Here is a 13,203-nt window from a genome sequence, read left to right as displayed (position 1 = left end):
GATCAGCCGAAATTCAGTCGCCAAGGTTATCGCTAACCGAGCCTTGTGCGCACCAACCGCAGGCAAAGGGTTGGCCTATTTTTTCAATACGTTGCCCCGGGTCCAATACCCACGCTCGCGATTGCCATGGCGGCTGGTGGCGCAGGTGTTGCGTGTGTCCACAGGAAAGCTCGGCCACCCAATGAGCGTCCTCGTCTTGATGCAAGCCTGTGATCGTTGAATCCCGTTTGTCCGGGTTGTGTTCGCTTTCGCGCGATTGCTTCGCTAAACTTGGCCTTTCTATATTCTTATGCAAAAGGTCTCGCCCCATGCTGATCGCCGCCAATAAGGCTGTCTCCATCGACTATACCCTGACCAACAACGCTGGTGAGGTCATCGACAGCTCCGCCGGCGGCGCTCCGCTGGTTTACCTGCAAGGCGCAGGCAACATCATCCCGGGCCTGGAAAAAGCCCTGGAAGGCAAAGCTGTTGGTGACGAACTGGAAGTCTCCGTTGAACCGGAAGACGCTTACGGCGAATACGCAGCCGAACTGGTCAGCACTCTGAGCCGCAGCATGTTCGAAGGCGTTGACGAGCTGGAAGTCGGCATGCAGTTCCACGCTTCGGCGCCGGACGGCCAAATGCAAATCGTCACCATCCGTGACCTGGACGGCGACGACGTCACTGTCGACGGCAACCACCCACTGGCCGGTCAGCGTCTGAACTTCAAAGTGAAGATCGTTGCTATCCGTGACGCCAGCCAGGAAGAAATCGCTCATGGTCACGTCCATGGCGAAGGTGGCCATCAGCACTGATTTTCTGCGCTAAGCTTTCGAGAACTGGAGAGGCGCCCGCGGGCGCCTTTTTAGTCCGCGGCTGTCCTTGGTGGTCTCGCCAAGTGGCTGTTTCGAGAAGAACACGGGAATCCTGGAGTACGTCATGAGTGCTTTTCACGACCTTAAGTTGACAGCCCTGGATGGTCAGGAGCTACCGCTGGCGCCCTTCAAGGGCCAAGTCGTGCTGGTGGTCAACGTCGCCTCCAAATGCGGCCTGACGCCTCAGTACGCAGCGCTGGAAAACCTTTATCAGCAATTCAAAGGCAAAGGCTTCAGCGTCCTGGGCCTGCCGTGCAACCAGTTTGCCGGCCAGGAACCTGGCAGCGAACAGGAAATTCAGGAATTCTGCAGCCTCAACTATGGCGTGACGTTCCCGTTGTCGAGCAAGCTCGAAGTCAACGGCCACGATCGTCATCAGCTCTACCGTCTGCTGGCGGGCGAGGGCGCGGAGTTTCCCGGTGATATCACCTGGAATTTCGAGAAGTTCCTGCTCGGCAAGGACGGCCGGGTGCTGGCGCGATTCTCGCCACGCACGGCGCCGGATGATCCGACCATTGTTCATGCGATTGAAAAAGCGCTGAGCTGAACATCAAGATCAAAAGATCGCAGCCTTCGGCAGCTCCTACATGAGATCAACTGTAGGAGCTGCCGAAGGCTGCGATCTTTTGCTTTCTGTCTTTTAATCCTTAATCACCCAAATCAATAGTGCTGTTCAATGGCTTCGTCGGCCCATATTATCGCCGTCATAAAGACATTCCTTGTGGAGCCTTCCAATGCCGGTTCAAGCCTTGTTCAAACCGTTCCACCTCGGTGCCCTCGAACTGCCGACCCGTGTGGTCATGGCGCCAATGACCCGTTCGTTTTCCCCGGGCGGCGTGCCGAACTCTAAAGTCATCGAGTACTACCGTCGTCGCGCGGCGGCGGGTGTGGGCCTGATCATCACCGAAGGCACCACCGTCGGCCACAAGGCCTCCAACGGCTACCCGAACGTGCCGCACTTCTACGGTGAGGCCGCGCTGGCCGGTTGGAAAAAAGTCGTTGATGCCGTACACGCCGAAGGCGGCAAGATCGTTCCGCAACTGTGGCACGTCGGCAGCGTGCGTCGTATCGGCACCGAGCCGGACGCCAGCGTGCCGGGGTACGGCCTGACGGAAAAACTCAAGGACGGTCAGGTCGTCGTGCACGGCATGACCAAACAGGACATTCAGGACGTTATCGCTGCGTTCGCTCAGGCCGCTAAAGACGCCAAAGCCATCGGCATGGATGGCGTCGAAATCCATGGTGCCCACGGCTACCTGGTCGACCAGTTCTTCTGGGAAGGCAGCAACCAGCGCACCGACGAATACGGCGGCAGCCTGGCCAATCGTTCGCGTTTCGCTATTGAGTTGATTCAAGCGGTGCGCGCAGCGGTCGGTGAGGGCTTCCCGATCATCTTCCGTTTCTCGCAGTGGAAGCAGCAGGATTACACCGCGCGTCTGGTGCAAACACCGGAGGCGCTGGGCGAGTTCCTCAAGCCGTTGTCCGAGGCCGGTGTGGATATTTTCCACTGTTCGACGCGGCGTTTCTGGGAGCCGGAGTTCGACGGCTCCGAGCTGAACCTGGCGGGCTGGACGCGCAAGCTCACCGGCAAACCGACCATCACTGTCGGCAGCGTCGGCCTGGATGGCGAGTTCCTGCAGTTCATGGTCAACACCGACAAGGTCGCGCAACCGGCCAGTCTGGAGAACCTGCTGGAGCGTCTGAATAAAGAGGAGTTTGATCTGGTGGCGGTGGGTCGCGCGCTGCTGGTCGATCCGGACTGGGCGCAGAAAGTGCGCGAAGGGCGTGAGCAGGACATTCTGCCGTTCAGCCGCGAGGCGTTGATGACGCTGGTTTAACGGGCGCCTTCATAGGCCCCTTCGCGAGCAAGCCCGCTCCCACAATTGAAATGCATTCCAATGTGGGAGCGGGCTTACTCGCGAAGACGGCTTAACGTCAGCGGTAATCAAGGCAATGTCTGTGCATCCGGGACAACCTGCTCCCCGACACAAGCCCCACGCAAATGACCTTCAAACTGCTCGATAATCGCCGCCCAGCCCTGGCGACTCGCATGCTGCCGCGCATTCAAGCGCACACAACGTAAAGTCTCATCTTCCTCCAGCAACCACGCCGCCGCATCGCAAAACGCTTCCTCATCTCCCGGCATCGCCAGCACGCCGTTGTATCCATGACGAATATGCTGCGCCGCCGCTGCCTGATCGTAAGCCACCACGCCAAGCCCCGACGCCAGTGCTTCGAGTACCACATTGCCGAAGGTTTCCGTCAGGCTCGGAAACAGAAACACATCACCCGATGCATAGTGCGCCGCCAAGGCTTCACCGCGTTGTGAGCCGCAGAAGATCGCCTCCGGCAGGTCCTTTTCCAGTGCCAGGCGTTGCGGCCCGTCACCGACCACGATCAGTTTCAGATTGCGCTGTGGATAAGTGCTGCGCAGTTTTTCAAAGCTGCGTTTGAGCAAGCCAAGGTTTTTCTCTGGTGCGAGCCTTCCTACGTGAATCACCGCAATATCCCGCTCGCCCAGTCCCCATTGCTCTCGAAGAGCGTTCAGTCGTTTGGCCGGGTGGAACAACTGGCTGTCGACACCTCGCGACAACAACGCCAAACGCTCGAAGTGCCTGCGCTCCAACTCCAGCCGTTGGCTGATGCTCGGCACCAGCGTCAGCGCTGAACGGTTGTGAAACCAGCGCAGGTAGTGGGTCAGCATCCGTGTCAGGAGACCGAGGCCGTACTGACTGGTGTACTGCTGGAAATTTGTGTGAAAACCACTGACCACTGAAATCCCCAGGCGCCGTGCCGCGCGCAATGCCGACAGGCCCAGCGGGCCTTCCGTGGCGATGTACAGCACATCCGGGCGCTGACGCTTCCAGCGTCGCAGCAATTTGTGCATTGACGACTGACCCCATTGCAGCCCCGGATAGCCCGGCAACGGCCAGCCCCGGCAAAGCAGCAAGGCATCGTCCTCACAGCGCTGTGGATCGTCGGCCTGGCGCGGGCGCACCAGTTCGACCCGATGCCCGCGCGCGCGCAAGCCGTCGCACAAGCGGCCAAGGGTATTGGCCACGCCGTTGATTTCCGGTGGGAAGGTTTCGCTGATCAGAGTGATGTGTAGAGCTGTCGTCATGGCCTCAGTGTCGGCTGAGGCCATGTCGTGCTTGTGACGTTCGGATGATGGATTTGTGACCGACTGTTTGAGACCGGCTCAGCGTTGAGTGACGAGGTTCTCCGCGCCGCGCTCACGCACCCAGAACAACGTCGCGCCAGCCACAGCCGCGGGCATCATCAGGATGTTGACCACAGGGATCAGCAACACCAGATAGACGATCCCGCCAAAGCTCATGCTCTGCCAGCGCTTCTCGCGCAGCCAGGCGAGCATCTCGTTCCAGCCCAGTTTGTGGTTGTCCGCCGGGTAGTCGATGTACTGGATTGCCATCATCCACACACCGAACAGCAGCCACAGCGGCGCGGCAACGATGTTCACCACCGGGATGAACGAGAGGATGAACAGGCCGATGGCACGCGGCAGGAAATAGCCGAGTTTGCGCATTTCCCGAGCGAGGGTGCGCGGGATCATCGCGACCAGTTCGCCCCAGCTGAACGCCGGGAAGTCATCGGTGCCGCGCACCACCACTTCGACTTTTTCCGCGAGGAAGCCGTTGAAGGGCGCTGCAATGATGTTGGCGAGCATGGTGAAGGTGAAAAACACCATCAACGCCACCAGTACCACGAACAGCGGCCACAGGATGTAACTGAGGAAATTCAGCCATTCGGGAAGCGATGGCATCAGCGTATCGACCCACAGGCTGAACTGGTGGCCGGCCAGATAGATCAATCCGACGAACAACACCAGGTTGATGGCCAGCGGCAGCAGCACAAACAATCGCAGGCTGGGGCTAAGGACCAGTTTGAGGCCTTCGCGCAGGTATTGCGGGCCGGACAGAACGGGTGCGGGCATAAGGTGCTCCGAGCAAGGGAAAACGCGCCGACCTTACCGGCTTTGCACTACGTGCGAAAGCGCGGCAGAGTGATCGACATCCACTGTAACAAAGACGTCCATCTCGTCAGTGTGTCGGCATAGAGACCACCTATGAGCTGGATTGTTAAACCGTATTTCCTTAATCTTGCCCCCCTCGATACGCTGCACCCAACTTTTTATAGGACTGTCGAGCTCAAGCCTTCCCCAAGGTTTTCCACGGTCCTTTTTTATTCCCGCCGGCAGTCCGGCGTTCCGCGCCAGTTTTTCGGCCCGGTCAACAGGAGCAGGTCATGTCTGAAGTCCGTCATTCGCGAGTGATTATTCTCGGTTCCGGCCCTGCCGGTTACAGCGCTGCGGTCTATGCCGCCCGTGCCAACCTCAAGCCACTGCTGATCACCGGCATGCAGGCTGGCGGTCAACTGACCACCACCACCGAAGTCGACAACTGGCCGGGCGATGTCCACGGCCTGACCGGCCCGGTACTGATGGAGCGCATGCGCGAGCACGCCGAGCGTTTTGAAACCGAGATCGTCTTTGATCACATCAACGCGGTGGACTTCGCTTCCAAGCCATACAGCCTGACCGGCGACAGCGCGACCTACACCTGCGACGCGCTGATCATCGCCACCGGCGCCAGCGCTCGTTACCTGGGCCTGCCGTCGGAAGAAGCGTTCATGGGCAAAGGCGTTTCCGCCTGCGCGACCTGCGACGGTTTCTTCTACCGTAACAAGCCTGTTGCAGTGGTTGGCGGCGGCAACACCGCTGTTGAAGAAGCGCTGTATCTGGCCAATATCGCCAGCACCGTGACCCTGATCCACCGTCGCGAAACCTTCCGCGCCGAGAAGATCCTGATCGACAAGCTCAACGCCCGTGTGGCCGAAGGCAAGATCATCCTCAAGTTGAACGCCAACCTCGACGAAGTACTGGGCGACAATATGGGCGTGACCGGTGCGCGTCTGAAGAACAACGACGGCAGCTTCGACGAGATCAAAGTCGACGGCGTGTTCATCGCCATCGGCCACACTCCGAACACCTCGCTGTTCGAAGGCCAGTTGACCCTCAAAGACGGTTATCTGGTCGTGCAGGGCGGCCGTGACGGCAACGCCACCGCAACCAGCGTCGAAGGCATCTTTGCCGCCGGTGACGTGGCTGACCACGTTTACCGCCAGGCCATCACCTCGGCCGGCGCCGGCTGCATGGCAGCACTGGACACCGAGCGCTATCTGGATGGTCTGCAGAACGCTTCGTTCTAAGATCGCAGGCATAAAAAAACCGGCCAGAGATTGGCTAATGCCGATCAGTTAAGCCCTTTTGCTTGACCTTTGGCCGCAAGAAATCAAAATCCGATGCCTGAATAGGCATCGGATTTTTTTATGCGTCTGGCTCGGGCACTGGAACTCACCCACAACTTCGTCTCGACTCCCAACTCCCTCGAAGGGTTGGACTCGTTGCTTGATCCATCTCTGGTCGAACAGGCATTGGAGCAGGCCGGTGTAGCCACTTTGCGCAGGCGACGCTTACCTTTGGAAATGATGCTTTGGTGCGTCATCTCCATGGCGTTTTTTCAACGCATGTCGGCGTGGGATGTGGTCAGTCGCATGAACATCATGCTGCCTGGGCAACGTCCGCTGGTCGCGCCCAGCGCCGTAGTCCAAGCCCGTCAGCGGCTGGGCAGCGAGGCCGTACGACAAGTCTTCGATCTGACTCAGAAAAGCTGGCATGAAGCGGCCAGTCATCCGACCTGGGCCGGGTTGCGCTTGCTGGGTGTCGACGGCGTCGTCTGGCGTACGCCCGATACACCGGAAAACCGTGCGCGTTACGACTCCGCCAGCAACCAGCATGGCGATACTGGTTTTCCTCAGGTGCGCATGGTTTGCCAAATGGAATTGACCAGTCACTTACTGATTGGCAGCGCGTTTGACGGCTATCGCAGCAACGAGATGAAACTGGCGGAGCAACTGATCGAAACCACCCCCGATCACTCGCTGACGCTGTTCGATCGCGGCTTTTATTCCTTGGGGTTGCTGCATCAATGGCAGCAAGCAGGCATCGAGCGACATTGGTTGATGCCGCTGAAAAAAGGCTCGCAGTACGAAGTGCTTCAGCGTTTGGGGCGCCACGATGCTGTGGTCTCGTTGAGTACTTCGCCGCAGGCCCGCAAGCAATGGCCTGGATTGCCGGAGCGCCTGACTGCGCGGCTTCTGAGCAAAACCGTCAAGGGCAAGGTTTGTCAGATACTGACGTCGATGGCCGACTCATTACGCTTCCCGTCCGACGAAATCGTCGATCTCTACAGCCAGCGATGGGAGATCGAGTTAGGGTTTAGAGAAATGAAGCAGACCCTGCTGAACAGCAGCTATACGCTGCGCAGCAAGACGCCCGAAATGATTGAGCAGGAACTGTGGGGCGTGTTGTTGGGCTACAACCTGTTGCGTTATCAGATGGTGGAGATGAGCCGCCATTGTCCAGGCATCCATCCATGCGAACTGAGCTTCACCGCGTGCACTTGGGCGATCTTGGGGTTTATCAACGGCGTTTCTGCGGATCGTTCGGGGAACATCCCCAAATATCTCGCAGAGTTGCATGCCTCAGCCCCGCATTATGTCCTGCCACATCGACGCGAGGAGCGCATTTATCCTCGGGCAATCAGGCTCAAATCGCCGAAGTATCCGATCAAAAACAAAAATGCCAGTCAGCTTAACTGACTGGCATTAGCCAGAGATTGGCCGGTTTTTTTGTGCCCGCGATTTCAGCTACGCCACATACCCAATGTGGGAGCGGGCTTGCTCGCGAAGGCGTCGTGTCAGGCACTATTTGTGGTGACTGACACACCGCTTTCGCGAGCAAGCCCGCTCCCACAGGGATTGTGTGTGGCTGGAGGAATCAGCGGCGGGTCAGGGGTTGCGCGGTGAATTTCACGCCGGCCAGGCCATGCTTGATCAGCGCCCGAATATTGCCGTGATCACTGCCCTCAGGCGTCGCCACCACGGAGCGGTAATGCTCGCCGAACGCCAGCAGCGCTTCTTCATCGCTCAGGCCTTCCAGCAGCGCCAGACCCAGGGTCTTGCACGAACCTTCGTTCTGCCCGGCAGCGTTTTCCACACCACCGTTGTTGAACGCCTGAGGCTGGTAGTCGTAACCGTTGGCGATGAAAGCCAGGGTGTCGGCGAAAACGTGTTCGCCGCTCTTGAGGCTGGCGCGCAGGGTGTTCAGATCACTCATTGGGTTTTCCTTTGGCGAACGCCGCTAGTTGTTCGGCGCTGGCTTCTTGCTGAAATCGGGCTTTCCACTCGGCGTACGGCATGCCGTAAACCACTTCGCGGGCGTCGTCGAGACTGACTTCGATCTGGCGCTCGTCGGCTTCGGCCTTGTACCACTTCGACAGGCAGTTGCGGCAGAACCCGGCGAGGTTCATCAGGTCGATGTTTTGCACGTCCTTGCGGCTGTCCAGATGGGCGACGAGCCGGCGGAAGGCGGCGGCTTCGAGTTCGAGGCGTTGTTGCTCGGTCATGATGGGCTCTGTGCAGTCAATTCGTGGCGCGGATGATAAAAGTCTGGCAACCAATGCGCCAGACACGCTCAGCGGCTGGCCGCGAGGGTAATCGACACCGACTCGGCAAAACGCAGCGCATGGGGCTTGTCGACTTCGACTTCGGCATACAGCACCGAGCCGTTGCTCATCACCAGATCGAGCAATTCCTGGGTCAGTCGTTCAAGCAGCGCAAAGCGGTTGCCCTCGACGTGGGCGATGATCGCCTTGGTGATGGTGCGGTAATTGAGTGCGTGGTCGATGTCGTTATCACGCACCGCTTCCTGCGCGGCGTACAGAATGGTGACGTTGATCAGCACATCCTGCTTGTTGAGGATCTCGTCCTCGTTGATCCCGATAAAGGTGCGCAAGCGCAGATCCTTGACCCGGATGCGCGCCATTCCCGGTTGAAGTTGTGACATTTATTTGCTCCGTCCAATCAATTGCAGGAACTCCTGGCGGGTGTTGCTCGAGTCGCGGAAGGCGCCAAGCATGACCGAGGTGTTCATGGTCGAATTCTGTTTCTCGACACCGCGCATCATCATGCACATGTGTCTGGCCTCGATGACGACCGCGACGCCAGCGGCATCGGTGACTTGCTGCACCGCGTCGGCGATCTGCCGGGTGAGGTTTTCCTGAATCTGCAGGCGCCGGGCGAACATGTCCACCAGTCGCGCGATCTTCGACAGCCCCAGCACCTTGCCTGTCGGAATATAAGCCACATGGGCCTTGCCGATGAAGGGCAGCAGGTGATGTTCGCACAATGAGTACAACTCGATGTCGGCGACGATGATCATCTCGTCGCTGTCCGAGGCAAACAGTGCGCCATTAACGATCTCATCGACGCTCTGCCCATAACCGTGACACAGGTATTGCATGGCCTTCGCCGCGCGCACCGGGGTGTCGAGCAACCCTTCACGGTCGGGATTTTCACCGAGGCCGATGAGGATCTCACGGTAGTTTTCGGGCAGGGAACGGGTCATGGAACATCCTCGCTGGCGGGGTTATTTGACGTGCCGTCCGCCGTTGACGGTCAGGGTAGTGCCGGTGACATACGGATTGTCGAGCAGATAGCGCAGGCTCTGATAGATCACTTCGCTGCCGGGCTCGATGCCCAGTGCGGATTTGGCCAGCGCCTTGGCGCGGTACGCCGCGTCGTCGTCGGGGTTGAACAATAGCAGGGCCGGCGCGATGCCGTTGACCTTGATTGCCGGCGCATAACGCGCTGCGAACGACAGGGTCAGGCTGTCGAGTCCGGCTTTGCTGGCGCAATAACCGATGTGCTTGCTGCTGCCTTTGCGAGTGACATCGTCGCTGATATGGATGATGTCGGCGGGCGTCGAGCGCTGCAGCAATTCGCCACAGTGCAGATTGATCAGATACGGCGCGAGCATGTGCAGGTTGAACATGCGCGTGAACGCTTCGGCTTCGCTGTCCGGAATTTCGGCCAGCCACTCGGAGGCGTTGTGCACGATGGCGCGCAGGCGGTCGGTGTGGGTTTTCAGTTCGTTGATGAAGGCGAGAATCCCGGCTTCGCTGGAGAAGTCCGCGAACAGGCCGACGGCGCCCAGATCTCGTAGCGTCTGTACGCCGGGGCGTTCGCTGCGGTAGGTGAAGATGACGCGATAGCCGTCCTCGAGTAACCGCTGCGCGCAATGCAGGCCGACACGCTGGCCAGCACCGGTGATGAGGATCGGGGCGGAGGAATCAGGCATGAACGGCTCGCATCGAGGTGGGAGCAAAAACTATAACAGCGACATGGCTTGCCCACCTATCGTCGGCTGTCCCCATTACTGTGGGAGCGAGCCTGCTCGCGAAAGCGCTGTCTCAGTCGACATCAATGTTGAAGGTCAGTCCGTATTCGCGAGCAGGCTCGCTCCCACACAGAGATCATCGATTCTGTGCGGAAGACGTCACTGGCAACTGGCGCACCGGCGTGCTGTTCAGCCAGTTCGCGAGCAACCGCGTCGACAGCGGAATAAAGAGGTAAACCATCAGCGGCGTCAGACACGCCGTGCTGATCAGCACCCGCGCCAACAGGCTCATGTCGGCGAGCAGCGGGCCGAGGACAAAATTGAACAGCAGCGACACCGGAAAGAACGCCAGCCAGATCGCCACAGCCTGTTTCCAGCGCGGCGGGCGTGCACCCACGGTACCTGCGCCGAACCAGCCTTCAATGCCGCTGACGCGATGCTCCTTGGGATGGGCAAACAGGTCAGAACCGCGGTCCAGCCAGGCGGTACGTGAAGCCGAGTGCTCCCACGCATGCAGCGTCTGTTCATCGACGAAGCGGAAAATGATCTGGAATTCGTTATCGCCGGGCGGCGGAGCCAGCACGCCGGAGCCGAGATACCCGGGGAAGTCAGTGGCCAGTTGCTCGCCTTCGCGCAGCCAGGCGATCAGATCCTGGTAGCGGCCATCGGCGACGCGACGGGCAACCATCAGCGTGACGGGGGAAGTAGACATTGTGTATCTCCGTATTTCGAGTGCGTCGCTCCGGGTAAGAGCTTTGCAGTACGAGGGCCGGGGTAGTGGCCCGCGTTTTTTAACAAGCAAGGATTATTCCTGATTTTCGCAATTAAACCAGAGACTTTCGTCGCAGATCATCGCTTGAACCCAAATGGTGCATCGGGGTTAGAATGGGATCCAAAATCCACTTGGACGTTGACCGCCCCATGCCTGTCATGACGGACGAAAGCCCTGCTTCGCAGGCAACCGTTGCGCTTGAGCGCGAAGATCTGTTTCCCATTCGCGAAGTCTCACGACTGACCGGCGTCAACCCGGTCACGCTGCGCGCATGGGAGCGGCGCTATGGTCTGATTGAGCCGACGCGCACCGAAAGTGGGCATCGCTTGTATTCGATGACCGATATCGATCGCGTTCGCAGCATCGTCGAGTGGATCGACCGAGGTGTCGCGGTCAGCAAGATCGGCAAGATCCTCGCTAAAACCGATCCGTTGAAAGTGTTGGCACACATCATTCCTGATGATCTGGTGCAGTCCGACTACCAGCAATGGCAGCACCAGTTGCAAAGAGCGGTCAGCGCCTTTGATGACGTTGAACTGGACCGGGTTTATGGTCAGATCTTCTCTTCGTATGCTTTGCCAGTGGTGTTTCAGGACATTCTGATGCCGCTCTGGCGGCAATTGCTGCAGCGTCAGGACGCCTTTGGGCAAACCAGCGAATGGCTGTTTCTCGATGGTTACCTGCGCACGCGGGTATTGCAGCGAATCATTGCGTTACGCGGCTCACAGACGCGCAAGATCATTGTCAGCGCCTTGGCCGGTCAGTGTCGTGAGCTGGAACTGCTGGTGGCGGCGTTGTTTCTCAGCACCAGTGAATCGGGGGTGCGGGTGCTGACCACCGGGCAGCCGTTCGATGAATTGACGCTGGTCTGCGAAAGGATCAAACCGCAGGCGCTGGTGCTGTTCTCCAACCATGCGCCGAGCCCGGAATTGCCACGGCGTTTGAACCGTTTGGCGTTGAGTCTGGATTGCCAGTTGTTGTTGGCGGGAGATGCGTCCGATCTGGCGCAGGAAAGCCTCAGCGGAACGTCGATCGGTTGCGTTGGTAATGAAGGGGCGACCATGCGTAAGCGTCTGATGCAGATACTGACGGGCAAACTCGATACCTGAGCGTCAGGTGTGCAGGGCAGGGTGGGTCAGGCGGTGTTGTTGCAGGATGAACTGGCGCAGACGCTCGGTTTCGTCCGCATCGGTCTGGCTCAATTCGTAAGCGTAGAAACCGCTTTCGGTTTCTCGTTCGAAATTGCCGCGCAGGGAAATCCGCTCATAACCTGAAGGGCTGAACCACAATGCGAAGTGCTTGGGTGGTTTGGTCTTGTTGCGCATTTCCAGCAGCACGCCTTTGTGCGAAACCTCGTGAACCCACATCGTGCCCGGTTGGCCTTTGGCGTTTTCCAGCGCCACCGGTTCTTCCAGGGTCAGTCGCCATGGGCGCACCATCGGCCCGTCTTCGAAAATGCTCGGTACGCCCAGGCGCAGATGCAGCGCATGAAACTCGTCTTCCACCAGATGCAGCGGAAAGGTCATCTGCTGATTTTCGAAGCTGGCCTGAATCGTCACTTGCTCGTGAGCCGCCAGACGCGTCAGCAAGTCACGGATCTGCGAACCACCATTAACCAGCAGACTCGACGTTGCATCCCGCACATTGAGCTGCGGGTTGTGCTGCATGGTCTGGATGAAATCCAGCTCATCCTGGGTCAGGAGGGCATCGCGCTGCATGATTAACTCGAAAGTAATAGTTACAAAGTCATTGGTGATTGTAGTTAATGACCGTTAGTTCGCTGTTTTGTTTGCGCCGTTCGTCGATTTCAGACCCGCCAGCTCTGTTTCCAGCGCGGCGACCCGGGCTTCCAGTTGCGCCACACGCTGCTGAGCCTTGACCTGAACGGTCACATCCTTTTGCACCCCGACGAAATACGTCTGGCCATCGGCGGCATTTTTTACCGTCGACAGCGACAGTTCATTCCAGAACGGTGTGCCGTCCTTGCGATAGTTACGCAGGATTTCCCGGCATGACCCGCCGTTGCGCAACACCTCGCGAATCCGCCCAAGGCTTGCCTGATCACGGTCACCGGCTTGCAGAAAACGACAGTCCTGGTAGAGGATTTCCTCACTGGAGTAGCCGGTCAGGCGTTCGAAGGCCGGGTTGACGTAAATCAGGATGGCATCCTGCTCGCCCTCTTGCTCTGCGACGACAACCCCATCGTTCGACGCGTTGATCACCATTTGCAGCAGGCTGGCGTTGATCATCCTTGATTACCTTCAGCATTGTTGTTGGCTGGCATTCTAGAAGAACCGTAGGCGCTGTCTACTGGCCATCGC

The 13,203-nt window shown here is 58.8% G+C and carries 17 protein-coding genes; 6 read left to right on the top strand and 11 right to left on the bottom strand.

The window, feature by feature from the left end:
• Positions 1 to 13 precede the first annotated feature (13 nt).
• Positions 14 to 340, bottom strand: coding sequence for a DUF3565 domain-containing protein (locus ATI02_RS10430; protein ID WP_095190900.1), 327 nt, complete (start codon positions 338 to 340; stop codon positions 14 to 16).
• On the opposite strand from ATI02_RS10430, the gene ATI02_RS10425 reads away from it, so the two are divergent.
• The 3 genes from ATI02_RS10425 to ATI02_RS10415 all read left to right on the top strand — a co-directional run bounded on the left by ATI02_RS10425 (position 309) and on the right by ATI02_RS10415 (position 2,692).
• Positions 309 to 794 carry an FKBP-type peptidyl-prolyl cis-trans isomerase gene (locus tag ATI02_RS10425; RefSeq protein WP_100846224.1) on the top strand — a complete coding sequence of 162 codons (486 nt, stop codon included), beginning with the start codon at positions 309 to 311 and terminating at the stop codon, positions 792 to 794. The genes ATI02_RS10430 and ATI02_RS10425 overlap by 32 nt on opposite strands.
• Positions 795 to 918: 124 nt before the next feature.
• Positions 919 to 1,401 carry a glutathione peroxidase gene (locus ATI02_RS10420; RefSeq protein WP_095190878.1) on the top strand — a complete coding sequence of 161 codons (483 nt, stop codon included), beginning with the start codon at positions 919 to 921 and terminating at the stop codon, positions 1,399 to 1,401.
• 187 nt (positions 1,402 to 1,588) lie between these two features.
• Entirely contained in the window at positions 1,589 to 2,692 is a 1,104-nt protein-coding gene (locus ATI02_RS10415; protein ID WP_100846223.1) for an NADH:flavin oxidoreductase, read from the top strand.
• Positions 2,693 to 2,799: 107 nt separating this feature from the next.
• Here the strand turns inward: ATI02_RS10415 and ATI02_RS10410 are convergent, their stop codons facing one another.
• Positions 2,800 to 3,999 carry a glycosyltransferase family 4 protein gene (locus ATI02_RS10410; RefSeq protein ID WP_095190880.1) on the bottom strand — a complete coding sequence of 400 codons (1,200 nt, stop codon included), beginning with the start codon at positions 3,997 to 3,999 and terminating at the stop codon, positions 2,800 to 2,802.
• A gap of 54 nt (positions 4,000 to 4,053) precedes the next feature.
• The gene (gene cysZ, locus ATI02_RS10405) at positions 4,054 to 4,806 is read right to left on the bottom strand and encodes a sulfate transporter CysZ (RefSeq protein WP_100846222.1); all 753 of its coding nucleotides are present in this window, start codon (positions 4,804 to 4,806) and stop codon (positions 4,054 to 4,056) included.
• A 311-nt stretch (positions 4,807 to 5,117) separates the two neighbouring features.
• Between cysZ and trxB the strand changes: the two genes are divergently transcribed.
• Together trxB and ATI02_RS10390 are read left to right on the top strand one after the other, a co-directional pair.
• Positions 5,118 to 6,080, top strand: coding sequence for a thioredoxin-disulfide reductase (trxB, locus tag ATI02_RS10395; RefSeq protein WP_095190882.1), 963 nt, complete (start codon positions 5,118 to 5,120; stop codon positions 6,078 to 6,080).
• Between the two features lie 120 nt (positions 6,081 to 6,200).
• On the top strand, positions 6,201 to 7,532 hold the full coding sequence (locus tag ATI02_RS10390) for an IS4 family transposase (protein WP_100846221.1): 1,332 nt from the start codon (positions 6,201 to 6,203) through the stop codon (positions 7,530 to 7,532).
• Positions 7,533 to 7,710: 178 nt separating this feature from the next.
• On the opposite strand, the gene ATI02_RS10385 is transcribed toward ATI02_RS10390, so the two are convergent.
• From ATI02_RS10385 to ATI02_RS10355, 6 genes are all read right to left on the bottom strand, one after another.
• On the bottom strand, positions 7,711 to 8,049 hold the full coding sequence (locus ATI02_RS10385; protein WP_095190883.1) for a HopJ type III effector protein: 339 nt from the start codon (positions 8,047 to 8,049) through the stop codon (positions 7,711 to 7,713).
• Entirely contained in the window at positions 8,042 to 8,338 is a 297-nt protein-coding gene (locus tag ATI02_RS10380) for a DUF1244 domain-containing protein (protein ID WP_100846220.1), read from the bottom strand. The genes ATI02_RS10385 and ATI02_RS10380 overlap by 8 nt, the downstream gene beginning before the upstream one ends.
• A 68-nt stretch (positions 8,339 to 8,406) precedes the next feature.
• Positions 8,407 to 8,778: a dihydroneopterin triphosphate 2'-epimerase gene (gene folX / locus ATI02_RS10375; RefSeq protein WP_095190885.1), complete on the bottom strand. Its 372-nt coding sequence runs from the start codon at positions 8,776 to 8,778 to the stop codon at positions 8,407 to 8,409.
• Positions 8,779 to 9,339 (bottom strand): GTP cyclohydrolase I FolE, encoded by a 561-nt coding sequence (gene folE / locus ATI02_RS10370; RefSeq protein ID WP_100846219.1) that lies wholly within the window; start codon positions 9,337 to 9,339, stop codon positions 8,779 to 8,781.
• Positions 9,340 to 9,360: 21 nt separating this feature from the next.
• A complete protein-coding gene (gene folM / locus ATI02_RS10365; RefSeq protein WP_100846218.1) occupies positions 9,361 to 10,071 on the bottom strand; it encodes a dihydromonapterin reductase in 711 nt (236 codons plus the stop codon).
• 175 nt (positions 10,072 to 10,246) lie between these two features.
• Entirely contained in the window at positions 10,247 to 10,822 is a 576-nt protein-coding gene (locus ATI02_RS10355) for an antibiotic biosynthesis monooxygenase (RefSeq protein WP_100846216.1), read from the bottom strand.
• 209 nt (positions 10,823 to 11,031) lie between these two features.
• Here ATI02_RS10355 and ATI02_RS10350 point away from each other — a divergent pair, with 209 nt between their 5' ends.
• Positions 11,032 to 11,991, top strand: coding sequence for a MerR family transcriptional regulator (locus ATI02_RS10350; protein ID WP_095190889.1), 960 nt, complete (start codon positions 11,032 to 11,034; stop codon positions 11,989 to 11,991).
• Between the two features lie 3 nt (positions 11,992 to 11,994).
• Here the strand turns inward: ATI02_RS10350 and ATI02_RS10345 are convergent, their stop codons facing one another.
• A complete protein-coding gene (locus ATI02_RS10345; RefSeq protein WP_095190890.1) occupies positions 11,995 to 12,600 on the bottom strand; it encodes a hypothetical protein in 606 nt (201 codons plus the stop codon).
• Between the two features lie 54 nt (positions 12,601 to 12,654).
• Positions 12,655 to 13,131, bottom strand: a complete 477-nt coding sequence (locus ATI02_RS10340) for a PAS domain-containing protein (protein ID WP_095190891.1) — start codon at positions 13,129 to 13,131, stop codon at positions 12,655 to 12,657.
• Between the last annotated feature and the right edge of the window lie 72 nt (positions 13,132 to 13,203).

Origin of the sequence: Pseudomonas baetica (assembly GCF_002813455.1) — a bacterium.
Classification (GTDB): domain Bacteria; phylum Pseudomonadota; class Gammaproteobacteria; order Pseudomonadales; family Pseudomonadaceae; genus Aquipseudomonas; species Aquipseudomonas baetica.
The sequence above is the reverse complement of the archived record's forward strand: the minus strand, read 5'-3'. Positions and strand labels throughout refer to the sequence as shown.

Coding starts and splice junctions, on each gene's coding strand:
- ATI02_RS10425 (WP_100846224.1), top strand. CDS start 309: ATGCTGATCGCCGCCAATAAGGCTGTCTCCATCGACTATACCCTGACC.
- ATI02_RS10430 (WP_095190900.1), bottom strand. CDS start 340: ATGGAGACAGCCTTATTGGCGGCGATCAGCATGGGGCGAGACCTTTTG.
- ATI02_RS10420 (WP_095190878.1), top strand. CDS start 919: ATGAGTGCTTTTCACGACCTTAAGTTGACAGCCCTGGATGGTCAGGAG.
- ATI02_RS10415 (WP_100846223.1), top strand. CDS start 1,589: ATGCCGGTTCAAGCCTTGTTCAAACCGTTCCACCTCGGTGCCCTCGAA.
- ATI02_RS10410 (WP_095190880.1), bottom strand. CDS start 3,999: ATGGCCTCAGCCGACACTGAGGCCATGACGACAGCTCTACACATCACT.
- cysZ (WP_100846222.1), bottom strand. CDS start 4,806: ATGCCCGCACCCGTTCTGTCCGGCCCGCAATACCTGCGCGAAGGCCTC.
- trxB (WP_095190882.1), top strand. CDS start 5,118: ATGTCTGAAGTCCGTCATTCGCGAGTGATTATTCTCGGTTCCGGCCCT.
- ATI02_RS10390 (WP_100846221.1), top strand. CDS start 6,201: ATGCGTCTGGCTCGGGCACTGGAACTCACCCACAACTTCGTCTCGACT.
- ATI02_RS10385 (WP_095190883.1), bottom strand. CDS start 8,049: ATGAGTGATCTGAACACCCTGCGCGCCAGCCTCAAGAGCGGCGAACAC.
- ATI02_RS10380 (WP_100846220.1), bottom strand. CDS start 8,338: ATGACCGAGCAACAACGCCTCGAACTCGAAGCCGCCGCCTTCCGCCGG.
- folX (WP_095190885.1), bottom strand. CDS start 8,778: ATGTCACAACTTCAACCGGGAATGGCGCGCATCCGGGTCAAGGATCTG.
- folE (WP_100846219.1), bottom strand. CDS start 9,339: ATGACCCGTTCCCTGCCCGAAAACTACCGTGAGATCCTCATCGGCCTC.
- folM (WP_100846218.1), bottom strand. CDS start 10,071: ATGCCTGATTCCTCCGCCCCGATCCTCATCACCGGTGCTGGCCAGCGT.
- ATI02_RS10355 (WP_100846216.1), bottom strand. CDS start 10,822: ATGTCTACTTCCCCCGTCACGCTGATGGTTGCCCGTCGCGTCGCCGAT.
- ATI02_RS10350 (WP_095190889.1), top strand. CDS start 11,032: ATGCCTGTCATGACGGACGAAAGCCCTGCTTCGCAGGCAACCGTTGCG.
- ATI02_RS10345 (WP_095190890.1), bottom strand. CDS start 12,600: ATGCAGCGCGATGCCCTCCTGACCCAGGATGAGCTGGATTTCATCCAG.
- ATI02_RS10340 (WP_095190891.1), bottom strand. CDS start 13,131: ATGATCAACGCCAGCCTGCTGCAAATGGTGATCAACGCGTCGAACGAT.